23 protein-coding genes are annotated in these 23,186 nt (G+C 41.8%); 12 read left to right on the top strand and 11 right to left on the bottom strand.

The genetic code is table 11. The features are described 5' to 3' along the window. Positions 1 to 22: 22 nt before the first annotated feature. Positions 23 to 1,597 (bottom strand): PT dipeptide repeat lipoprotein, encoded by a 1,575-nt coding sequence (locus A7P54_RS18515; protein WP_171550446.1) that lies wholly within the window; start codon positions 1,595 to 1,597, stop codon positions 23 to 25. 135 nt (positions 1,598 to 1,732) lie between these two features. Here A7P54_RS18515 and A7P54_RS18510 point away from each other — a divergent pair, with 135 nt between their 5' ends. From A7P54_RS18510 to A7P54_RS18500, 3 genes are read left to right on the top strand one after another with little or no spacing between them, the layout of a single operon-like run. Further along, a complete protein-coding gene (locus A7P54_RS18510; protein ID WP_171550445.1) occupies positions 1,733 to 2,974 on the top strand; it encodes a cupin-like domain-containing protein in 1,242 nt (413 codons plus the stop codon). Between the two features lie 49 nt (positions 2,975 to 3,023). Continuing rightward, positions 3,024 to 3,902 (top strand): DUF6502 family protein, encoded by an 879-nt coding sequence (locus A7P54_RS18505; RefSeq protein WP_171550444.1) that lies wholly within the window; start codon positions 3,024 to 3,026, stop codon positions 3,900 to 3,902. Between the two features lie 2 nt (positions 3,903 to 3,904). Then, positions 3,905 to 4,633, top strand: coding sequence for a hypothetical protein (locus A7P54_RS18500; RefSeq protein ID WP_171550443.1), 729 nt, complete (start codon positions 3,905 to 3,907; stop codon positions 4,631 to 4,633). 316 nt (positions 4,634 to 4,949) lie between these two features. Here A7P54_RS18500 and A7P54_RS18495 read toward each other — a convergent pair whose 3' ends face one another. Further along, on the bottom strand, positions 4,950 to 6,074 hold the full coding sequence (locus A7P54_RS18495) for an endonuclease/exonuclease/phosphatase family protein (RefSeq protein WP_171550475.1): 1,125 nt from the start codon (positions 6,072 to 6,074) through the stop codon (positions 4,950 to 4,952). 188 nt (positions 6,075 to 6,262) lie between these two features. On the opposite strand from A7P54_RS18495, the gene asd reads away from it, so the two are divergent. The 5 genes from asd (at position 6,263) to truA (ending at position 12,133) form a co-directional block, all read left to right on the top strand. Next, positions 6,263 to 7,381, top strand: coding sequence for an aspartate-semialdehyde dehydrogenase (gene asd, locus A7P54_RS18490; RefSeq protein WP_004802505.1), 1,119 nt, complete (start codon positions 6,263 to 6,265; stop codon positions 7,379 to 7,381). 141 nt (positions 7,382 to 7,522) lie between these two features. Continuing rightward, on the top strand, positions 7,523 to 8,986 hold the full coding sequence (locus tag A7P54_RS18485) for a FimV domain-containing protein (protein WP_171550442.1): 1,464 nt from the start codon (positions 7,523 to 7,525) through the stop codon (positions 8,984 to 8,986). Between the two features lie 61 nt (positions 8,987 to 9,047). Next, positions 9,048 to 10,307, top strand: a complete 1,260-nt coding sequence (locus A7P54_RS18480; RefSeq protein WP_171550441.1) for a FimV domain-containing protein — start codon at positions 9,048 to 9,050, stop codon at positions 10,305 to 10,307. Between the two features lie 44 nt (positions 10,308 to 10,351). Continuing rightward, the gene (locus tag A7P54_RS18475; RefSeq protein ID WP_171550440.1) at positions 10,352 to 11,320 is read left to right on the top strand and encodes an asparaginase domain-containing protein; all 969 of its coding nucleotides are present in this window, start codon (positions 10,352 to 10,354) and stop codon (positions 11,318 to 11,320) included. A gap of 15 nt (positions 11,321 to 11,335) precedes the next feature. Further along, a complete protein-coding gene (truA, locus tag A7P54_RS18470; RefSeq protein WP_005315187.1) occupies positions 11,336 to 12,133 on the top strand; it encodes a tRNA pseudouridine(38-40) synthase TruA in 798 nt (265 codons plus the stop codon). A gap of 45 nt (positions 12,134 to 12,178) precedes the next feature. On the opposite strand, the gene A7P54_RS18465 is transcribed toward truA, so the two are convergent. Beyond that, positions 12,179 to 13,186 carry an AraC family transcriptional regulator gene (locus A7P54_RS18465; protein WP_004656037.1) on the bottom strand — a complete coding sequence of 336 codons (1,008 nt, stop codon included), beginning with the start codon at positions 13,184 to 13,186 and terminating at the stop codon, positions 12,179 to 12,181. A gap of 229 nt (positions 13,187 to 13,415) precedes the next feature. Here A7P54_RS18465 and infA point away from each other — a divergent pair, with 229 nt between their 5' ends. After that, positions 13,416 to 13,637 carry a translation initiation factor IF-1 gene (gene infA, locus A7P54_RS18460; protein ID WP_001284370.1) on the top strand — a complete coding sequence of 74 codons (222 nt, stop codon included), beginning with the start codon at positions 13,416 to 13,418 and terminating at the stop codon, positions 13,635 to 13,637. 62 nt (positions 13,638 to 13,699) lie between these two features. Here the strand turns inward: infA and A7P54_RS18455 are convergent, their stop codons facing one another. Continuing rightward, positions 13,700 to 14,071, bottom strand: a complete 372-nt coding sequence (locus A7P54_RS18455) for a lysozyme inhibitor LprI family protein (protein WP_004656039.1) — start codon at positions 14,069 to 14,071, stop codon at positions 13,700 to 13,702. Between the two features lie 175 nt (positions 14,072 to 14,246). On the opposite strand from A7P54_RS18455, the gene A7P54_RS18450 reads away from it, so the two are divergent. Beyond that, a complete protein-coding gene (locus tag A7P54_RS18450) occupies positions 14,247 to 14,645 on the top strand; it encodes a hypothetical protein (RefSeq protein ID WP_004802495.1) in 399 nt (132 codons plus the stop codon). Between the two features lie 54 nt (positions 14,646 to 14,699). Here the strand turns inward: A7P54_RS18450 and leuB are convergent, their stop codons facing one another. The 4 genes from leuB to leuC form a co-directional block, all read right to left on the bottom strand. After that, on the bottom strand, positions 14,700 to 15,779 hold the full coding sequence (gene leuB, locus A7P54_RS18445; protein ID WP_171550439.1) for a 3-isopropylmalate dehydrogenase: 1,080 nt from the start codon (positions 15,777 to 15,779) through the stop codon (positions 14,700 to 14,702). Positions 15,780 to 15,825: 46 nt separating this feature from the next. After that, positions 15,826 to 16,401: a hypothetical protein gene (locus tag A7P54_RS18440; RefSeq protein ID WP_032859189.1), complete on the bottom strand. Its 576-nt coding sequence runs from the start codon at positions 16,399 to 16,401 to the stop codon at positions 15,826 to 15,828. 136 nt (positions 16,402 to 16,537) lie between these two features. Continuing rightward, positions 16,538 to 17,188, bottom strand: a complete 651-nt coding sequence (gene leuD, locus A7P54_RS18435) for a 3-isopropylmalate dehydratase small subunit (protein ID WP_171550438.1) — start codon at positions 17,186 to 17,188, stop codon at positions 16,538 to 16,540. Positions 17,189 to 17,200: 12 nt separating this feature from the next. Continuing rightward, positions 17,201 to 18,619, bottom strand: a complete 1,419-nt coding sequence (gene leuC, locus A7P54_RS18430; RefSeq protein ID WP_004802487.1) for a 3-isopropylmalate dehydratase large subunit — start codon at positions 18,617 to 18,619, stop codon at positions 17,201 to 17,203. 342 nt (positions 18,620 to 18,961) lie between these two features. On the opposite strand from leuC, the gene A7P54_RS18425 reads away from it, so the two are divergent. After that, on the top strand, positions 18,962 to 19,168 hold the full coding sequence (locus A7P54_RS18425) for a DUF2061 domain-containing protein (protein WP_004656050.1): 207 nt from the start codon (positions 18,962 to 18,964) through the stop codon (positions 19,166 to 19,168). A gap of 53 nt (positions 19,169 to 19,221) precedes the next feature. Beyond that, positions 19,222 to 20,085, top strand: a complete 864-nt coding sequence (locus A7P54_RS18420; RefSeq protein ID WP_004802484.1) for a LysR family transcriptional regulator — start codon at positions 19,222 to 19,224, stop codon at positions 20,083 to 20,085. 9 nt (positions 20,086 to 20,094) lie between these two features. On the opposite strand, the gene A7P54_RS18415 is transcribed toward A7P54_RS18420, so the two are convergent. From A7P54_RS18415 to A7P54_RS18405, 3 genes are all read right to left on the bottom strand, one after another. Continuing rightward, complete coding sequence (locus A7P54_RS18415) at positions 20,095 to 20,880, bottom strand: hypothetical protein (RefSeq protein ID WP_171550437.1); 786 nt, start codon at positions 20,878 to 20,880, stop codon at positions 20,095 to 20,097. Between the two features lie 71 nt (positions 20,881 to 20,951). After that, the gene (locus A7P54_RS18410; protein ID WP_171550436.1) at positions 20,952 to 21,698 is read right to left on the bottom strand and encodes a sporulation protein; all 747 of its coding nucleotides are present in this window, start codon (positions 21,696 to 21,698) and stop codon (positions 20,952 to 20,954) included. A gap of 47 nt (positions 21,699 to 21,745) precedes the next feature. After that, positions 21,746 to 23,179: a DUF2252 domain-containing protein gene (locus tag A7P54_RS18405; protein ID WP_171550435.1), complete on the bottom strand. Its 1,434-nt coding sequence runs from the start codon at positions 23,177 to 23,179 to the stop codon at positions 21,746 to 21,748. Between the last annotated feature and the right edge of the window lie 7 nt (positions 23,180 to 23,186).

Genomic DNA, 23,186 nt, shown 5'->3' with positions numbered 1-23,186 from the left:
TTTTCTAAAGCAATAACCACAATTAATTCGGGAAAATCACACCAGTACTTAAATCAAAATAAGTTGGGGTGTTGCTATACACCGAACCCAATTTAACATTAATGAACCAACCCAAGTTACCTTGATCTTGTAAACGGTTTTGAATCTCGCTCGGTAAATCAAGCTTATAAATCGCATCTTCTTTAAAGACTTTTGATTCAATGCTGGCTGTGCTTTCACTATCGCGTTCAAATAAATAGCCTTGTTGTAACACACCAAATCCAATCGAATTATCTTTATCAATCAAATGATAACCTTCTGCAGCTTGCTGTTTTAGCAACGCATCTAGTTTGGTTGGATTATCCTCAAAGAATCCTGCTTCCGTTTTTGGCATGTCAAAATAACGATAGCTATAGGTCCCATTATGGGTGCTGCTATTTACACAAGTTGGGATGTAATACATGTCATTCTTGGTACCATTGGTTGTGAAGTCTTCACCCGCAAAGATTAATTTACAGCCTTGTGCGCCGAGCTCATTAAATGCAGCAAGAATACTTGCTCTGGTTTTATTGGTTAAAAAGCGATTGTCATAAGTATAGGTTGCGGGCTTCTTATCATTTTTCACAAATAAATATTTATAGGTATTGCTTGGATCCTCTCTTAAGAACGACTTATAAATAAAGCCAGACTCACCTTGCTTTTTCATTTCAGCTAATTTGAGCACATATCTATTTGCGATCACATTGGTGGTGATATCAGCAATTTTATAGCTATAGGTATCGGTTGAAGCATTATTTTTTACATATAAGTTTTTAGGTTCAGGGAAATCACTATTGGCTTTTTTTACATCCAATGATGTACCCGCCAAGGCAAAACCTTGACTACCCTGCTCATTGGCTTGCGCCAAGAAATTGGCCCAAGACGCTTGATTATCGAGTAGACGATAACTTGCTGTTGCTTTACTCACAGTCGGTTTTAATAAGCTATAGCCTTCGACATTGGTACGGGTATAACAAGTGACAACTTTAGATGGATCGACTGAATCCATATAAGTTTGAATATCTTTAATATTCGCTGTTTCACTCACTGCACACATGCCATCACCTTTAAAGGCATAAGCTGAAGCAATTCCATTTGGTCGATAGCGATCACTATATTTCACTCGATTTGCCGTGGTTGTACCGCTGGTTTCAGTCGCTGCAATCTCGCTAATCAGTGCATCATCCGATGCAACATCGTAATTTTTAATGACTGCACCAGTACAATCCTCTTTTTCAAATTGACGGGTTTCAATGGTAAAGCGAACGCTGTTTTCGGACGCTTTATGTACTGTTAAATTGGTTCGTGCTCCCTTATGACAGAATCCACCCAACCATGAACCCACAAAACGATCAGCCACGACTGGAGTTGGTGTAGGAGTCGGGGTGGGCGTTGGAGTGGGTGTTGGAGTCGGGGTAGGTGTTGGGGTCGGTGTAGGCGTTGGAGTCGGGGTAGGTGTTGGGGTTGGGGTAGGTGTTGGGGTTGGTGTAGGCGTTGAATCTGAATCATTATCAGATCCACAGCCCACCAAGATTGCGCAAGTTACGCTAAGTGCTAGTTGAGTCCATATATTTTTCATTGCATCACCCTCTGTGTGATTTTTTCACATATTTGTGTATGTGAAAATTTAACACTTTTATGCTTGAGTGCAAATATGTTTATGCGTAAATTAATAACGAAAGGTAAAATCATTTCTTATTGATGGTTCGAAGGTATGGATGCTCAAGAAAACTTAGCAAGACAATTCAATGCCTTACCGAAAGAATGGCAGGCATGGTTAGAGGAAAATTTAGAGCGCGGTTGTGCTCCCATTGATTTAGCCAATATTCTGTTGCGTGAAGGTTTAATTGACCTAAATAAAGATTTTTCTGCTCCGATATACGCTGAAGAGCAACACTACCGAGAACTTGAACAGGCAGCAGCCACAAAACAAACCCAACTCAGCAGTACATTTACACCAGAACAAAAAAAATGGTTGGCTCAGATGCTACTGGATGGTTTAAGCAAAGCTGAGATTTATCAGTCATTGATGAAGCAAGGATTGAATGAAAACGATATTGCATTCGAATGGGTACAGTTAAAGCAACATCCTTATTTTCAAATCGCCGAAGAGCAGCACTTCCTGCTCAAAAAACGTAATTGGCTGCTGCATACTTTAGATCGTTTTGCCCGTTTAAATCCTGAATATCAGCAGATTAAGCGAATTTCAAAACCTGATTTTGCAGATTTTATCCAACAGTATTACAGCCGAAACTTACCGGTAATTTTGACTGATGCTACCCAGCATTGGCCTGCTTTACACAAATGGTCACCACAATATTTCAAACAGGCTGTCGGTACACAAGAAATTGAAGTTCAGTTCAATCGTGAGCAAGATCCTTTATTTGAACGTAACTCGATTCAACATAAAACCAAAATGCGGATGAGTGATTTTGTTGATTTAATCGAACAAACCCCACATTCCAATAATTTTTATATGACAGCGAACAATGCCAAAGCTAGCCAATCTAGTCTGGCTGCATTGTTTCAAGATATTGATCATTTTCATGGCTATACGGACCACGCCCAAGTCTATGATCGTAGCTTCATCTGGTTTGGCCCTAAAGGTGCCTTTACTCCCTTACACCATGATTTGACCAATAACTTTTTAGTACAAATTTATGGACGGAAAAAAGTCACCCTGATTCCTGCAATGCAAACACCACACCTCTATAATGATGTCGCCGTATTTAGTAAAATTGGCGATCCTCATCGTCCTGATATAGTGAAATCATTTCCAGATTTTGCCCATAGCAGCAAAATCGAATGTATCCTGAATGAGGGCGAGGCCTTATTCATTCCACTAGGTTGGTGGCATTGTGTCGAAAGTTTAGACATTTCTATGAGTGTTTCCTTTACTCATTTCAATATCGATAATGCGGGCGCTGAATCCTTTCCTTCACTAAGCGGGCATTAAAAATTGTGTCAGCCAATGACTTAACCGAATCCGTTCTTAAGGTGTTCTAATGGTAAAACCAACAGACCAAGTCATCAACACAGCATCATCTGAATTGAATACACAAGGTGTGATTCCGCAAGATGCAGAAACGACATTGGATAGCATTTATCCCATGATGCAGCATATCGCACGTTGGTTAATCCATTCCGGTGTTGGCTATACCGATTTCGTGGCTGCGCTAAAACCAATTTTTTATGAACAAGCCTTGGTTGAATTAGAACGAATCAAACAGAATAAAACCGATTCAGCAGTCAGTTTATTATCGGGACTGCATCGTAAAGATGTCAGCGCTTTTCGACAACAAGCCAATCAAGTCACCAATGAGACTCCTAATCTTGCCATTAGTGTTCCTGCCCGCGTCATTGCCCGCTGGATTGCCCTTGATCTCCCCCATCAAATTCCTGTTTCCGGTGAGGAAAATAGTTTTGAAGCCTTGGTTAAACACATTTCAACAGAAAAGCATCCGCGCTCGATTTTGTTTGAATTACAGCGTTTAGGTGTAGTTGTTCAAATCGATCAAGAGGTCGTATTACAACAACATAGCTTTACCCCAGATAACCAAATGCAAGAAAGTAAAGCTCTCTTTTCTGCCAATCTCAGTGACCATTTGGCTGCAGGGATTGATAACTTTATCAGTGAAAAACCCTTTACCCATCTCGAACAAGCTGTACATGCCGAAAAATTAACAGCACAATCTGTTGAGGCACTTCGGCAGTTGAGTATTACACTTTGGCAAGACATGGCAAAACAACTTTTAAATGCCGCGATTCAGCATTGTGATCAAGACCAAGAAAAAGATGATGCACATTATCAATTTCGCTTTGGTGTCTACCAGTACGATACTCAGATAAAACTACAAGTGCCTTATATTTTTAAGGATAAATAACAATGAGAAGCTTATTGCTCACGACAGTTTCCTTCATTTCAGTGGTTGTCTTAACCGCCTGTGGAGAAAACTTTTCTGTTGCCAATGTGAGTCTAGGTGGCAGTGGCTCTGGTACACAAAAACCATTACCTGGTGGAGGAAATCCACCTGTCACTGGTGATAAAGGTAAAGATGATGAAGAGGAAGATCAATATGATTATTTTGTTACCTTCCCTGATGCCGTAAATGATGAATGTACTGGCATACAACGTAGTATATATTTCATTGATGCTGGGACTAAGCATCCTCAGATTGCTGGAGCTCAGCAAAGTAGTCCTTCACAAACCGTTCAAATCAATATTAAAAATACAACGCCGAATTATATATTTGAAAAAATTCCTCAATGTCATCAAGTAGAATTTTGGGCAATGTCAGGGAAATTACATTTCCTTCCTGATCAATATTTAAGATGTTCGGCAGAGCAATATACTGTGCAAGTTTTACAACCTTATGAAATTAAAACCTATGAGTTTGACTTTAAAATTCCACAAGGTGATGACATTTTATTAGTTCGTTACCCAACACAATACACATCTAATTTGCCCGATGCCCAAACCCATTGGAGCAGTTGCCCAACCTTAGACATTCATCTTCCAGTCACCCAACAGCTGATCCCTAAATCGGGCGAAAAATTACCACCATCAAAACCAGATCTTAGCGAACCACCCTCTGGCAGAAAGCCACAACAATAAGCGGTATACAATCGGGCTAAAAAATTAAAACCCGAGTTCTGCATCCTGCAAAACTCGGGCAAATGAGGTTGTGCTTTCAAACTACTTTTATTATCCTGCGTCCATCGCATGCATCATATCCATGATGACTTTTCCATCTCAGCGTTGCTATCCTTAAGCGGAAATCCATTCCTGCGTCCTTGTGCTGATGTATTTAGAATAAACCTTTTAACGATGTAGCACTATTCGTTGCAGACTTAAATCTATGTACGAAATAACGTACATTGATTAGGTAAACTTTAAAATCAGCCAATTGCACGCACATCCTCTAGTTGAATCAGTTTTCCATTTGTTGTTTATGTGGTTGAGCTAAAGGATCTGTCACCAGCTTCTCCTCTTGCTCCGCCTTTTCGATTCCATCTTGTATGGCTTCCTGAGCCTCCTGCTCATCCTCAGCGGTCTGTTGCAACGATTGCTGCTGCTGTTCAAACACCCGTCCTGTTTGTAAGACCACATACACCGGAAAATGATCTGAACCAATATGTGGCAGGCGTTTCATATCGACCAAACCAAAATCGGTACTGTGAAAGATATGATCCAGCGACCATCGTAATAAAGTATAATCCGCATGGAAGGTATTCATAAAATAGCGCCCGACTCGAGGATCAAGCAAGCCACTAATCCGCTGAAATAAACGCGTGGTTCTTGACCATGCCACATCATTCAAATCCCCCATCACGATACAGCTCTGATCAATATCTTCAATCTGATCACCCACAATCAGTAATTCTGCATCTCTTAAGGTCGAATCTTTGGCCTCTGTCGGACTCGGTGGTTTAGGGTGCAAACAATACAACTGCACTTGCACGCCTGATGGCAAAGTCACTGCAGTATGAATCGATGGAATTTCATCACTCAAAATAAATTTAACTTCGGTGTCGTCTAAGGGCAAACGACTATAAAGATGCATACCATATAGGTTCTCTAAGGGTACTGCCACACGGAAAGGATAATCTGCTTCAATTGGGCTCAGCGCTTGCTGCCATTCAGCATTCGACTCCAGCGTAAGTACCAAATCTGGCTTTAAAATTTCAATTTGATCAAGTAACAGATGATATTTGTGATTAGGTGTCAGTACATTTGCCACCAATAAGGAAATTTGTTGCTCTGGATTGAGTTGTGTCTTTTTGACTTTTTTGACTTGCTTGCGCCATAACGGTGTATAAGGCAACACCATTTTAAGCTGATAGGCTATCGCTGCAACCAGCCCAAGAAAGAGCAGTTCAGTACTCAAGGTCCAATCGGAAAGCACAAATAACATCGCAAAAAATGTGATGATCCCGAGTGCTAATATTTGTAATCTCGGAAAGTCTGCACCCCGAAACCACCATTCATCTCTGGGGATCAAAGACCAAAATGAAAGCCATATCACCAGCGCTGCGCAAATCTGAATCCATATCATGTTCATTTTTCTCTTTGGGGTAGCATAGATTTACAATAAAGTTTTCGCTTTATCAATTTTCTATCTAATATAAACAAGATATTCCACTCAATAAACGCACTGTTTTATTTCAGTAAAGCTTGCAGTTGTGGGCACTTTTGATACACTCAAACCCCTTTAAATTTTTTTACATACCGAGGCACAATGACATGAAAGTAGGTCTGGTCGGTTGGCGTGGGATGGTTGGTTCTGTCCTGATGCAACGTATGGTTGAAGAGAATGATTTTGCTCATATCGAGCCATTCTATTTCTCTACCAGTAATGCAGGTGGCGAAGCACCTTCATTTGGTGGTAAGACTGCCCCAGCACTTATGGATGCAACAGACATTAACAGTCTGAAGCAAATGGATGTCATTTTAACCTGCCAAGGTGGTGATTATACCTCTGAAGTTTTCCCAAAGCTTAAAGCTGAAGGTTGGGATGGCTATTGGATTGATGCCGCATCTACGCTGCGTATGGCAGATGACGCAATCATCGTTCTTGATCCAGTCAACTTAAATGTGATCAAAGATGGTTTGGTCAACGGTACTAAAACTTTCGTTGGCGGTAACTGTACCGTTTCATTGATGTTGATGGGCTTAGGTTCACTATTCCAAAATAATTTAGTGGAATGGGCGACTTCAATGACCTATCAAGCAGCGTCTGGTGCGGGTGCGCAGAACATGCGTGAACTGATCACAGGTATGGGGTATTTGTATAACAATACTAAAACCTTATTGGATGACCCTAAATCTGCAATCCTTGATATTGACCGTCAAATCGCAGAATTACAACGTGGCGAAGGTTTCCCGAAAGCAAACTTTGGCGTGCCATTGGCGGGTTCATTGATTCCGTATATCGACAAACAACTCGAAAGCGGTCAATCGAAAGAAGAATGGAAAGGTCAGGTTGAAACCAACAAGATTTTAGGTAATCAACAAATCGTTCCAATTGATGGTCACTGTGTGCGTATTGGTGCAATGCGTTGCCACTCTCAAGCAATCACATTGAAATTGAAAAAAGATGTGCCACTTGATGAAATCGAAGACATGATTCGCAACTCTAGCCAATGGGCAAAAGTCGTTCCGAATACTCGTGAAGCCTCTATGACAGATCTTACCCCTGTTGCAGTCACAGGTACTTTAACTGTTCCTGTTGGCCGTTTGCGTAAGCTCAATATGGGTAAAGAATATCTTGGTGCATTCACTGTTGGTGACCAACTGCTTTGGGGTGCTGCCGAGCCATTACGCCGTATGCTTCGTATTCTGGTGGAATACAAGAACGCTTAAGCAAAAAATCCTAAAAATCAAAAGCCGATCACATTTGATCGGCTTTTTTCTTGCGACGAAAGATGAATAATTTACAATTCATTTACATCACGGTAATGTATACTTTTTCCAGACCATAACATCACTTTTTCATGGATCGAGATGACTGTTTATAACAAATTAAAAATTGCCATTTTAGCCATCATTTCTTCGCAACACCTTTATGCAATTACGCTTGATCCAATTCAAATCCAGTCTGCGCCTGGTGAACTTCTTTATGCCGAAATGAGTTTCCACCAAGCCGATGCTAATTCCAAATTAGACGTCAGTTTGGCAACACCTGAAGATTTATTGATGCTTGGCGCTGCGCATCAGCCCCCTGCTAATCTTAATTTTTTTACACGCCGTAATAATCAAGGCGAAGGCGTGATTGTGATCACTTCATCACGTCCCATGACCGATGCTGAACTGAATATTATTTTAAAAATTCAGGAAGGTGGCGCATCTCATTTAAAGCATATTCGCCAACCGATGCGCCAAGTCGCGAAAGCACCTCTAGCGAAGAATGCCAATGAAAAATCACTCACACCCAAGTTTATTGTCAGTGAAAAAGATATCGCTTTAAACCTACCTGAAAGCACACGCTTTAATGCTACAAATGCAAATTCACAAGGGCAAAACTTAAAACAAGAAACACTCCTCAATGCGCCATTTACCCTTCCACCTGTATTAGAAACATCAAAGCCAAGTACGACAACAACAGCTGCCAGTGCAGTTTCAATCGCTCCCCCCGTGAAAGTAGAAACAACCGCGGCAGTGGCGAGCTCCGTGCCCCAGCCAGCAACGCCTATCGCAGAAAAAGTACCACAGCAGCCAAAAACAGTGCCTGTCAAACAGGAAAGTACTCAAACTGTGAATACGGCCGCTACCAAGCAAAGTACTGCATTGGATGAGGAACTCAAAGTAGCTGAACTTAAACCGATTGAAACCAAAGAAAGAGCAAAAACACCTGATCCAGTTAAAGAGACAGTCCAAGCGGCCAAAAAGAAGCTCCCGACAAAAGCAGCAGCAAACGATGACAAAGCCCAACAGCATGTGGTGCAACGTAATGAATCCTTATGGAGTATTGCACAACATATTGCAGGGCAAACACAGCAGCCTGTTGCTCAGGTCATGAATCAAATCAAAGCACAAAATGAACATGCCTTTATTGGGGGCAACGCCAACCGCCTTAGACAGGGCTCACATTTAAACTTTAATCTTACTGCCACATCTACACAGCAGAATAAGAACACCAATCAAATTGCGGCACAAACACAGCGTCCAGCCGTAGGAAAAGCCAAATATCGGTTACAACAAGCTGAAATGTCTCTAGTGGCTGAGAGTAATCAAGATTCCAGTACTGGAAGTGCCAAAAAAGACACATTACAGCAAAAAACCAGTGCCGATTTATCATTAAAAGTTATGACAGCACGAGAAAAAACCGTTACATTACAAAGAAACGTAACACAGTTAGAATTGGCACTACGTCAGAAGGAACAACGTATTCAGCTGTTAAATGCTCGACTTGCTGAACTGCAAGATCAGTTGAAAGCGCAACAGGACACTAAAAAGCCAACACGCTAGGTTACGAGAATATTCTCATAAATTTGCATAAAAGCGGCTCTATCTTTAAGGGGTATAGATCATGTCAACTATAATCATTGTACTGCTCGTCATTGTACTGATTGTAGCTATCGTTTTAAAAAAACGTGAAAGCAATCAAGCCAATACTGCACCTAAAAAAGGTGCAAGCAAAACGACAAAAAAAGCAGCGACACGATCTGCTTCACGAACCACGCTCGTACGTGAAGAACAAGAGCCAGCAGCACCTCCAACGACTACAGCAATTTCTGAAAGCTTACGTCAAAAACTTGAACAACAAATTCAAAGTGGTAACTTTCAGTCTGCCGAGGCACAAATCAATCAAGCCTTAAAACAAGACAATTCTCAACATGAATTGTATTTGTTTTTACTGGATATTCATTTAAAGCAAAAAGATGATTTGGCGATTGATCAATTGATCAAACATATTCATGCCTTAAAACTGGAAGATATTGCACAAGCAGCTGAAGCGAAGCATCGTGAATACGAGCAGAATAAACAGCCTGATTCAATTGAATTTAATTTAGCATCACATAGTTTTCAGCAAACACCTACATCTGAGCCACAGGTTCAAAGTAATGCTGCTGACTTTGATGCTTTAGTCCAAACACCAGCTGCACAATCATTTGATGACTTACAATCAGAATATGCAGCACCGACAGAAGACGCAAAGCCTGTAGAAGCTGCCCCTGAAGTTCAACCTTTAGACTTTAATTTCTCCTTTGAACAGAAGCCTGCTGATGAAGCCGTGGCTGTACAGTCTCCAGTTGAAACATCTGAGAGTAAAGAACAGCAGCCACTTGAGTTTTCGTTTAACTTAGAACCGACACCACCAAGCATTGAAGAAGCAAAAACTGAAGACCTAAAACCTGAGCTTGACTTTAACTTTACTCATTTAGAGGTTGCATCTCAGCCCGTTGCAGAAAAAGCACCTGTAGAAGAAGCGGCACCAAGCTTAGATTTTAATTTTGAACCTACTGTCGAAAAAACTGAACAACCTGCACCACTTGAAACCACAACGTTTTCATTTGACATTGCAGAACCAGCTGTAGTTGAAACACAACCTGAATTGATCACGCCTGCAGCAACACCTGCAGCAGCGATTACAGTTCATGACCCATTGGCCCAGTCATTCCCAGACCTACAACAGCTTGATGAAGCGCAGTTGAATTTAGAGCTTGCAGAGCAGTATATTGAACTTGGTGCCTATGATTCTGCTCGTGAGTTGTTAAAAAACAATCAGGCATTCAATGCAGAACAACAACAACGTTCAGAAAATTTACTGAATAAAATAGCTTCCTGAATTTGATCAGTCTAATATAAGCAGTCTCTCAGGCTGCTTTTTTTATGATGAAAACAATCGCTTTAATTTATATGGGTGGAACGTTTGGTTGTATTGGCGAACCCTTGATGCCAATGCCAGAACAGGATTTTTTACCTTTATTGGCGAAGGTGATTCCACCACATTTACAGGTTGAATGTTTCGCTGCCCCTAGCATTAAAGACAGCAGCGCCTGTACCGCAACCGATTGGTTGAAGTTGGTACAACAAATCCAACAATTACAACTCAATGGCTTTCAGCATTTTGTCATTATTCATGGAACGGATACACTGAGTTATGCTGCTGCAACACTGGCACGTTTTTTAGGCCATTCTTGTCATGCCATCATTACGGGCAGCCAATACCCATTATTGAATATTGAAGGCAATGATACCCGCGAATTCACCGATGCAATCGGCAACCTGTATTTAGCACTGGAGCAAGTGCTTACCTTACCAAGTGGTGTTTATCTTGCCTTCCATGAACAAGTCTTTCATGCACAAAGCACTTTAAAAGCCCATACCACTGAATTAGATGCCTTTGTTGGCATCAAAGCAGACCAAAGCTGTAACACTACAGCAGATGCCCTTATTGTCCAAAATGAACAGATTGAGCAAGCCGCTCAACTGAGTGTCCTGAATTTGATGTTACAACCGATCGGGAAACAACAACTTATTGTGCAGTTAAAAAATCTTCTAGTTAACCCACCTCACTTTTTGGTGCTACAAGGCTTTGGCACAGGCAATATTGCGGTGAATGATGAAATTCTAGCATTATTTGAACAGCTCTATCAGCAACGGTGCTTACCCATTATTAGTACACAAGTGACCTTTGGGCAACTTGATCAACGCTATGCGGTCAGCTCATGGATTCAATCTGCCAAAGTTTTAGTCAATGATTGTCATAGCCATGCCGATTTATATGCAAAAGTCTTGCAAATGTATTTAAAATATCCGACCCACGAACAATGGTTCGCGCATTGGCATCAACATTAATTCTGAGGTTAGAACATGCAACGTTATGCAATCGGTATTGAATTTTGCGGTACTCAATACCGTGGTTGGCAAACCCAACAGGCTGGCGTTATCACTGTTCAGGAAACCATAGAAAAAGTGCTGAGTCGTATTGCCAATCAGCCGATTATGTTGCATGGCGCTGGACGAACGGATGCTGGCGTACATGCAACCAATATGGTGGCGCATTTCGACACCGAAGCCATTCGCCCAGAACAAGGCTGGATTCGTGGGGCCAATAGCCAACTCCCCAAAGACATTTCAATCCAGTGGATTAAATGCATGGATGAAAATTTCCACGCCCGTTTTAAAGCGGTGGCACGACGTTACCGTTATGTGGTGTATAACGCTCCGACTCGCCCTGCCCTGTTATATAAACAGGTCACCCATCTTTATCAAAAGCTTGATGTGCAAAAGATGATTACGGCTGCTGCCAAATTTGAGGGTACGCATAATTTTGAGACTTTTCGTGCCGCAGCCTGTCAATCGAATCAACCTGTACGTCATGTAAAACACTGTCGCTTATTCGAACATGGTCGTTATCTGGTCTTAGATATTCAAGCAGATGGTTTCTTACACCATATGGTGCGTAATATCATGGGCTGCCTGCTTGAAATTGGGCAAGGCATGTATGAAATCGACCATATTGATACCATGTTTGCCGCAGAAGATCGCACCGCTGCTGGGATTACCGCCCCACCTGATGGTTTATATTTTATTCAGTCTTATTATCCAGATGAATTCGATTTACCACAGCTACCTTTAGGTCCACACTGGTTAAATTTAGCTGAATAACAAAAAAGCCTTATCACAGTGATAAGGCTTTTTATTTGGAACCAATTAACGTTGTTTACGCTTGCGATATTCAACTGGTGTTTCATTGGTCCAACGCTTAAAGGCACGATAGAAGGTACTTGGTTCAGAGAAACCCGTTAAATACACAATCCGCTCGACACTTTCATTGGTATTCGCCAACAGCTTTTTCGCCAAACGGCAACGATAATCCGAAAGAATTTGCTGGAAGCTGGTATTGGCCTCACTGAGTTGGGTTCTTAAACGGCGCGGCGTGATATTCAACTGTGCCGCTACCGTCTCCAGAGTCGTTTCACCACTTTCAAGGGTTGAGCCAATGGCACGGCGGACTTCACCCACCAGATCGTAACGCGCCAGTTCTTGTAATTTCTCAATCGCCAATTGCTCATGCAATTGTAATAATTCAGGCTCTGCTTGCCATAAAGGATAATCCAGTACGGCCGCATCAAAATAAAGGCGGGTTTCTTTTTGCCCCAAGCTCACTGGGCAGCCATAGACTCTAAAGTATTCGTCATCAGCAGCGCCCTCATTGAAGTTAAAATCAATATAAATCGGGTGAAACTGACCTTCGGTAATAAATTTAAAGAAACGTAAAATGCCTGACATGGCACATTCAGAGAAATGACGGTTGACCAAATTATCTGGCCAATACTGTTCACCATTGCTCAAGTAACAGCGACCATCTTCAATCACCAGTTTGGCATCGAAAGCATCACTGATCAGGCGTTGATAAGCCAAGGCGCGCTTTAAGCCTTCGCCAAAGGTTTCACTACTAATAAATAAATGTTCAATCACTTGCCCACGATAAAGTGGTAGATGTTCACCGAGATGAAGCCCGATATCAGGATCGTTACTCACATCCTGTGCAGCGATCCAGAACGCATTTTGTGCACTTAGCGGCGTTCTTGCATTGGTATCCACTTGATTTAATGCCACGCCGGCCTTTGTTAAAATCTCTTCAGTTGGTAATCCTGCTTTACGAATTGCCTGATAACCAAAGCGCAATACAACTGATGCATCTGTTAGCTGACCCACGCTGTGCCCTTCCCTGTAGATACGTTATTATGACAATGAACAACAATTTTAGATTAACGTTGATTGACCAAACTGACAACAATATTCTGCTTATTTTGTTAAAAAAAATCGCGAATTGTCTGACAGTTTCTTTCGGTTAATATCTGACAGCCTCTAACAGACTTGATCTTGTAAATTTTAAATAAATTGACTATAATTTGCGCCTTCCCAATTTGATCTCAGGTAGGCTATGGCCAATAAAGAGGAACTCATTGAGTTCGAAGGCGTTGTCACCGAAACGCTTCCTAATACGATGTTCCGTGTACGTTTAGAAAACGGTCACGAAGTTATTGCTCACATTTCTGGTAAAATGCGTAAACACTATATCCGTATTTTGACAGGTGACAGTGTTAAAGTTGAAATGACACCTTATGATTTAACTAAGGGTCGTATCACTTATCGTGCGCGCTAAGTCAGATTAGTGAATGCAAAAAAGCCACATCATGTGGCTTTTTTTATTGCTGATACGAAAGTTTATTCACTAAGGCGTGTTGTTTTACACCCCACCGTCTGACATTCACGAATACGCTCTTGCAGCCAGTTATTGCGTTCTTGCGTTGCATTCAATTGGCATTGCACATAAACCGTACTCTTGGAATCATCACTACATTCTGCATCACGATGGCGAATCCACGCCAGTTGTGATTTTTTTAAAATTTTTTGTTGTGTATCGCTCAGTTGTTTGCGTAATTGCTGATAGTTTTTATTTAAATCAGCATCTGCACTGGCAAAAATTTTATTGGTACAGTAGATATCGTCATAAGTATTACGGGCATTTTCGCAGTTATCCGCATAGCTCAATGTCGCCATTGCCCCACAGATCAAGCCAAATATTATTTTGCGCATGAAGTTGTCCAAATCGCTTAATTATCATCATTATCTAAGCATATTTTGCTGGGCTTGAACATTGTCCAAAAGTAGACAAGATTGTATCTTTTTAGCAATTCACATAAATGCTCTCGACACTGCTGCACTTTTGCCATTGAATAAAAAAAGATCAAAAAGATAAAGGATGATCATAATGAAAAATTATAAGTACCTGTTGTTCTGTACGCTTCTCGGTTTACAAGCTTGTGCGACATCAAACCAGCCAAATATTAGCCTGCCCGACTATCTAAAACCGTTTATTGGGCAATCTGCGCAGACCATCCAGCAACAACTCGACTTAAAACCCTTAGGTTTCCAAACACTGGCCCAACCGGTTAAGCAAAATAATCAACTGATTTATACCGTGATTCGTCCCGTCCGTATCCCGATTCCGATTGCACAATCAACCGAACTTGGCGCTCAGAATATTCCGATTCAAACTGCTGGCAATGCAGGCAGTGCTTATGATCTAAACTTAAAATGCCATATTATTTTTGAGCTGGATCAACAACAAATTGCACAATCAATTCGTTATGAGGGTAAGGCCTGCTGATTTATCAAATAAAAAAACGCAGCTCATGCTGCGTTTTTTTATAGCCTGCAAGGCTTAGTTTAATGCTGTAACTACAGCCTCACCCATCGCATCTGTACCGACCTTAGTCATGCCTTCAGACATAATATCCGCTGTACGTAGACCTTGATCCAAGACCTGACCGACTGCATCTTCAATCGCTTTAGCCGCCGCTTCTTCACGGAAAGTGTAACGCAACATCATCGCCACAGAAAGCACAGTCGCCAATGGATTGGCAATGTTCTGTCCTGCAATATCTGGTGCAGAACCATGGCAAGGTTCATACATACCTTTACCATTTTCATCTAAAGATGCTGAAGGCAACATGCCAATTGAACCCGTCAACATGGCTGCTTCATCAGACAAGATATCACCGAACAAATTACCTGTGACAATCACGTCAAATTGCTTTGGAGCACGAACCAATTGCATTGCTGCGTTATCGACATACATATGCGATAACTGAATATTTGAATACTGTGCTTGCTGCAAGTCAGTGACGGTTTGTTTCCACAATTCCGTTACTTCAAGTACGTTGGCTTTATCCACCGAACAGACCTTGCCACCACGCAATCCAGCCAACTCAAAAGCAACTTTGGCGATACGCTTGATTTCACTTTCTGAATAAACATCAGTGTTATAGCCCTGCTTTTCACCATTCTCAAGTTCACGAATACCGCGTGGCTGACCAAAATAGATCCCACCCGTTAACTCACGAACAATGAGAATATCAAGGCCAGCAACGATTTCAGGCTTTAAGCTAGACGCATCTGCCAATTGTGGATACAAAATCGCAGGACGTAAGTTGGCGAATAAATTGAGTTCACTTCGAATTTTTAACAAGCCACGTTCAGGGCGAATTGAACGCTCAATGCTATCCCACTTCGGACCACCCACTGCACCCAATAAAATTGCATCGGCTTTTTTCGCCTGTTCACTGGTCACTGTTGGGTACGGTTCGCCATGTGCATCAATTGCAGAACCACCGAGCAAACCATGTTCCCATGTCAAACCTAGATTAAATTTATCATTGACCTTGGTTAAAACCTTTTCTGCAGCTGCTACGATTTCAGGACCAATGCCATCACCCGCTAAAATTAAAATATGCTTCGACATTTATTTTTCCAATTTTCCTATGTGCAGCGATAACACTGCGAGCCAATTAAACCTTTTTCTCAACAAACTCACCAAGACCGGTACTGACGTCAAATGGACGACAGAAACGGCGAATGGTGTGTTGCTCTTGCTGCAAATCTACACACAACGGATCAGGTACAGAAACATTAAGTAAACTGCCTGAACGACGTGTTCGGTCTCGGTACATTTTAAAGGTATAGCGCACATGCGGTTTAAATGCATGAATCACATGGAAAGTTTCGGAACGATCAGGAGAAATCGGATAAAAACGAATGACGACTTCATATTGCTTGGCTGGCACACTTAAATAGACCTGCTGTTTGCGGCTAAATACTGAACCATGTAAGCGTACAATGCCGCGTTCCATTGCCTGTTGGCTAATCCGATGAGTTTTTGCATCAATGACCGCAATGTCACCAATTCGTTCAAACTCACAATTCTCAACACCTGAACAATATAAAGTTGTGTTGTCCGCCTTACTTTCCAATGTGTTCTGTGCAATACGAACCTGATCCACCACATTGGGTGCATTTTGACACGCAGTCAAAGTCATCGTAGCGCCTAGACACAGTAAAATACTGCGAGCGAGTCTTCTTTTCATTATTCAAGCCCAGTCCTCATGTCTTGTTAACATGTAAGCAAAATATTATCCGCTAGCATGTTAACAAGAGTTCAATCTCTGCGCTATGCCTATGTTAAAAATGTCTAAAACCCAATCTGGTTTCTTGCACCCAAACTTATGCTTGGATGTCTTGAAACACCCAAGGACGTGCTTGTTTCGCCTTAGCTTCAAAAGCGCGAATATCATCTGCCACTTGTAAAGTTAAGCCAATATCATCCAAACCATTCAACAAGCAATGTTTACGGAATGGATCAATTTCAAATTTAAATGCTTCACCTGCGGGCGTACGTACTTCCTGAGCTTCTAAATCAATCGTAAGTTGATAACCCTCATTCTCAGCACATTCTTTGAACAATTGTTCCACAATCTGTTCAGATAAAATCACAGGTAACATGCCATTTTTAAAGCAGTTATTAAAGAAAATATCGGCAAAGCTCGGCGCAATGACAGTACGGAAGCCATATTCATTCAATGCCCATGGCGCATGCTCACGGCTTGAACCACAACCAAAGTTAGTGCGTGCCAATAAGATCGTTGAACCTTGATAGCGCGGTTGATTTAACACGAAGTCAGGATTCTTTGGGCGCTTGCTAATGTCTTGACCTAAGAAGCCTTCATCTAAATAGCGTAACTCATCAAATAAGTTATCACCGAATCCCGTACGTTTAATCGATTTCAAAAACTGTTTTGGAATGATTAAATCGGTATCGACATTGGCACGGTCTAAAGGCCCAACAATACCTTGCTCTACAGTATATTTTTCCATGATATTGCTCCCTTAGAATGAACGAACGTCAACAAAATGGCCTGCAATTGCAGCTGCCGCTGCCATCGCTGGGCTCACTAAATGCGTCCGCCCACCATTGCCCTGACGACCTTCAAAGTTACGATTCGAGGTTGAAGCACAATGTTCACCTGGTTGTAACTTGTCAGCATTCATCGCCAAACACATTGAACAGCCTGGTTCACGCCATTCAAAACCTGCTGCCAAGAAAATTTGATCTAAACCTTCTTGTTCGGCTTGCTGTTTCACCAAACCAGAACCAGGAACAATCATTGCTTGCTTAATACTTGAAGCAACTGTACGCCCCTTCACAACATCTGCAGCAGCTCGGATATCTTCAATACGTGAGTTAGTACATGAGCCAATGAAAACACGATCTAACTGAATATCAGCCAAAGCTTGACCAGCAGTTAAGCCCATATATTGATAAGCACGAGTCCAGTCATTGCGTTGTACATCATCTTTGGCTTGTTCTAAAGTTGGTACTGCCTGTGAAACAGGAATCACCATTTCTGGAGAAGTTCCCCAAGACACTTGAGGCTCAATCTCTGCACCATTCAATACCACCACCGCATCAAATACGGCATCTTCATCTGAATGTAAGGTATTCCAGTATTCAACCGCTTGATCCCACTGTTCACCTTTTGGTGCATAGTTACGGTCTTTCACATAGGCAATGGTTTTGTCATCGACTGCAACCATCCCGACACGAGCACCTGCTTCGATTGCCATATTACATACGGTCATACGGCCTTCAATGGACATATCACGGAATACTTGCCCGCCAAACTCAATGGCATAACCTGTACCGCCCGCAGTCCCAATTTTACCGATAATGGCTAACACAACATCTTTAGAGGTCACGCCTTTGCCTAATACACCATCAACACGAACCAACATGTTTTTCGATTTTTTCTGTACCAAGCACTGCGTTGCCAACACATGTTCCACTTCCGACGTCCCGATACCATGTGCTAAACAGCCAAAAGCACCATGTGTTGCGGTATGCGAATCACCACAGACCACGGTCATGCCCGGCAAAGTCAAACCTTGTTCTGGGCCAACCACATGAGCAATCCCTTGACGAATATCATTAATCCCAAACTCAACGATATTAAAGGTTTTACAGTTGTCATCTAAGGTTTGTACTTGAATTCGAGAGGTATCATCTTCAATCCCTGCAATACCTTGTTCGCGCTCTTTTTTAGAGGTTGGCACGTTATGGTCAGGTGTTGCAACGTTAGCACTTAAACGCCAAGGTTGGCGATCGGCAAGCTGTAAGCCTTCAAACGCTTGAGGGCTGGTCACTTCATGTAATAAATGGCGATCAATATAAATTAAGCTCGAACCATCATCGCGTTGTTTTACTAAGTGGTCATCCCATAATTTGTCATATAAGGTCTTGCCTGCCATGTCGTCGCCCTCCATCGTGCTTGCCATTGGTCTGGGTATTTTTCATCTTGAATTGATTATAGCAATCGCTTCACATAAATCTAATTTATCATTTTTATAAATTAACAAACTTTTAGGAATGATAAATTTAAATTTTATATCTTGATCATCTCATTAAATTAAAAAAATTTAAATCATCTTCGCTGAGCACATTTCATACGTACTCTGGCTTTGAGCAGCTGATGTTAAATCATTCACCTCACGATTTATAAATCCAATCGTCCTGAATTGAAATTTCCTTTTTACATTTTAAATGATAATGATTATTATTTAATTAAATAGAGATTTTGTAGGGTGAAACAGATGTCAAATATTCAACAATTTGTCATGAACAATAGTCGGACTTTGAAAAAAACCTTGAGTTATTACATCATGCATATTAGTGTTGCGATGATCGTTGCTTACCTTATTACAGGCAATTGGCTCATGGCAGCTACCTTAAGTTTAATTGAACCAACGGTACAAGCCTTTGCTTTTTTCTTTCATGAAAAAGTATGGAATTATTTCTAATTCAAAAATACTGCTTATAAAACTAATTTTAAAATCTCCTTGGACAAGCTTGTATGAACCTCGCTGCTTTTGAAGCATTTGTAAAAGTGATGGAAACTGGTTCAATTTCCATCGCAGCAGAACAATTATTTATTACCCAACCCGCAGTCACCAAACGGATTCATAGCTTAGAAGACTATTTTGGGGTCAAACTATTTGAATCTGCGGGTCGGGGCATTCAGCCCACCCATGCAGCACATTCTCTATTGCCTAAAGTTCGTACTTGGCTAAATGAATTAGGGGAAATTCACCATACCTTAAGTCATGAACAAGCTCAGGTCCAAGGTCGTTTAAAAATAGGGACCAGTCATCATATTGGCTTACACCATTTAGCTGAACCCCTTAAAAACTTTGTACAACACTATCCTCAAGTCACCTTGGATGTGCATTTTGTCGATTCAGAACAAGCCCATGAACAAGTTTTGGCAGGTGAATTGGAACTGGCATTTTTAACCTTACCACCGGTTGGGGATGATCGTCTCAATTACGTGACCATTTGGAATGACCCTTTAGTCTTCGTGGCTGCTCCCTTCCACCCCTTGGCTCAACAGACACAGCTTAAATTGGAAGACTTGATTGCCTATCCAAGCCTATTACCAGCAGCACAAACTTATACCAGCCAAATTACCCTTTCAGAGTTTGAGAAAAACAACTTAAAACCAAAAATCACCATGAGCAATAATCCACTTGAGTCAATCAGAATGCTGGTGTCAATTGGTTTAGGTTGGTCTGTGTTACCCAAAACCTTGGTGAATCAAGATTTAAAACAACTTGATTTAAAACTAGATATGCAGCGTCAACTGGGTATGGTTTGGCATCCCGCACGAATCCAATCCAAAGCGGCTGAAGAACTGATTCGAATGATGCATGTAGGCTAGTGGTATCTGTTAATCTCCACCGCCCCCACCACAGCTACTGCAACTACTACAGCTATTGCTGCTACTTCCACAACTCGAAGAGGATGACGAAGACTGAGCTTGCAAATATTGTGCATAATCCTTCGTCATCAGCTCTAAATTAAAATATTGCCCTTCCTGCCAATTGAGTGCCTGATCAATGGCAAACAGTCTTGGCAACAACGTGGTATTTCTTGGCTGATAGGCATGCAAACCACAACTGTTTCGCCACGTCGCAAATAACTGTTGTGTTTGCTGCGTGGACGTTGTGCTCGCATTATAGGGGCTATGCTGTAACTGCCGACCGAGTATCTGTTCACATAAGTCTTGATACTGCTTTGGGAACTCCAACATCACATGCCATAACGAATCCACTGCATGTGAAGGCATGGCATAGGCCTGTTTTTGCATGACATGCAATGTCAAATAATCCTTAAATCCAGCTTCAATCAATTGCCGTTGTTTTAGCCCCAGTTCTGGATAATAGAATCTGAATTTATGCCAAAAAATCGGATCGAATTTAAATTGCTCAATCTTTTGTAGTTTTTTAGATTTGGAACGCGCAATCAAAGCCAGATTCAGCACGATCAACGTCCAAAGTAAAGGTAAGATCACCCAAACAGTAAAAAGCTGTTGCTGCCAACTGTACATCAAGATCAAGACGAACAGTGGGAGCGCGATCCATCGCATTTTGATCATGGGGTGTTGTCGTTTTAATTGCAGTAATGCATCGATTGAAATGGAAGTCTGTGCTTCCTGATTTATTTTTATTTTCATACAGTGATCTTAAAAATAAATGATGACATTAATATGACAAAAAACCTCCCAGTAGGGAGGTTTAATCAAGATTATTTAATCTGCAATAAATGGCGAATTTGCTGAGCCATCTGCTGAACATCCAAGAGGTGGTGTGGAATCGTCATCGACAATAATTGATCTGAGCGGTGACGGCGATCAACCTCAAGCATGACATGGGTTTGGTGCGGTTCAGCCACAAAAGACACTTCCACCTCATTAAAACCACTGAATAAACGCGAAGAGACAAATTCAAGTTCTTGGTAGCAACCAATGGTCGATCTAAAGTTATGCGCAGTCAGTTGGCCTTTTTCCACATCTACGCTGGATAATACAAATCCGCATTGCTGCATGGCTTGTAAAAACATTTGCATGGCAGGTGTTGGCAGAACGCTTAAATAATCACGATCCGTTGCGTCCACACCCCAATCCACATCCAGACGGGTATTGATCCAGACCCGTGTTCCATTACGGCGGCAAGAAACTTCGGTAATCGGTGTTTCATGTGGGATTTCCATGGTGAAAGGAATATTGTGCGATTGATTTGCTGGCAATGAAAAATTAGCACTGATTAACCATTGATCCAAAACCAAAGGCTGATTAAATTCATGATCGCCCGACTCTACCTCCGCCATGGTCATTAATTGCAGATAGAGGCCTTTAATTTCTTTATCGGTTGAGCCACCTTTAAAGTTAATCTCACCACGTAGTGTCTCCCCTGCTTGTAAGGTTGAATTAAACAAACGGGTTTCAAGCGTGACACCTTGCAGGCCCAAGCCTGACATAATTTTGCTAAACATTTTGTCTTTTTTCTCTCAAATCATGACTATTTTTATGTCTGTACTCACTAAAGGGCATCATCGCCAGCGAGCTGAATCTGACCATCCGCTACGGCATTCATGAATTGCTGGTAGTCATTGAAATTACGCTCAGCTGACTGGGTCGCATAATTCTGTAAAACCTCAACGATCGTACTGCCTTCACCTAAATACCCCATCAACACATCGGCATTACCGGCTTTTGCATGCGCATGGGCTAAAGCGAGACCGCAACTTTCCGCATATTCATAGAAATATTCATCATCCATATCGGCAAGATCGACCGAAATTTTCATATCTCGTAACTGACGGACATGAAAATCTTGTTTCAAGCTGGAAAAACCCAAGAAGATATCGCTGGCCGCTTGCATCAATTGCTGACCATGAATCACCCGCTCGCCTTCATGCGCAACCTTATCTTTAAACAGCGGACTGAGAATTGAAGGATTGGCTTCCTTCATTTGTAAGATCAGCGGTTCACGGTCTGCATCTTCAAATAAGGCAATTGCTGAGCGGGTTCCAACACTGCCAACCCCCACCACTTTGAGTGCCACATCGGTCCGCTGATAACGATCAAACAATACCTGTCGGTCATATTTCAATGAGTTACGATAGCGTTGAAAAAACTCATCGACTTGCTCAGCAAATGGTTCATCCGCTTTGGGATGCCACAGTAAAGGGGCATCATCAATAAAGTGTCTAAACCCGGTTGCATCATCTTGTTGGGTCAACTTGGGTAATACCGAATGCGCATTGCGCTTTTGGGCTGAATCTAGATGCTTGGCACGTTTCTTTCTGAGTTTTCGGCATTCGGTATTTTCTAATAAAGTAGTGGCATCGACCTTTTCATACCAAACTTGCAATGGGGACAAGGCCATATTTTCAAGCAAGTGTTTGCGGTAGCTATTCAGCATGGTTTTAATGGCTTTTAAGCCACTACGCTCTCCCAAGCCAATGTCTTTAGCCGCAATCACGAAACTGGTCACCAGACGTTTTAAATCCCACTCAAATGGCGCAACCAAGGTTTCGTCAAAGTCATTGATGCCAAATAACAGGTTACGTTCAGGACTGGCAAAACCACCAAAGTTGCTTAAATGGCAATCGCCACAAATTTGCTGAAACAGGCCTGAATTATGTTGTTCCCATGCTTGGTCAAACAGCATTAGCGCTGGCATACCACGATAGAACGTAAACGGCGAGACACTCATCCGCTTGGCACGAATCGGCTGTAATTGTGCTAGGCGTCCTTGATTGCTCCAATCATAAAGCGTTAACGCCGTGGTGCCTTTGGGACGTACTGAAAGTTGAGCTAAGTTTTCACGTGGAACTTTTTTTCGTTGTGTCTTACCTAATTGAAAGCCTTCGCTTTTGCTCAATAACTTGCCTTGATAGCTATGTCGTGTGAGATCAATACTCTCTGCGGTCCAAAGTTGTTTTGGTAATTTGATTTGTTGTTTTGTCATAACACCC

Source organism: Acinetobacter sp. Ac_3412, from assembly GCF_013072675.1.
Taxonomy (GTDB): domain Bacteria; phylum Pseudomonadota; class Gammaproteobacteria; order Pseudomonadales; family Moraxellaceae; genus Acinetobacter; species Acinetobacter higginsii.
Note: the sequence above shows the minus strand (reverse complement) of the source record. Positions and strands in the feature narration are given on the sequence as shown.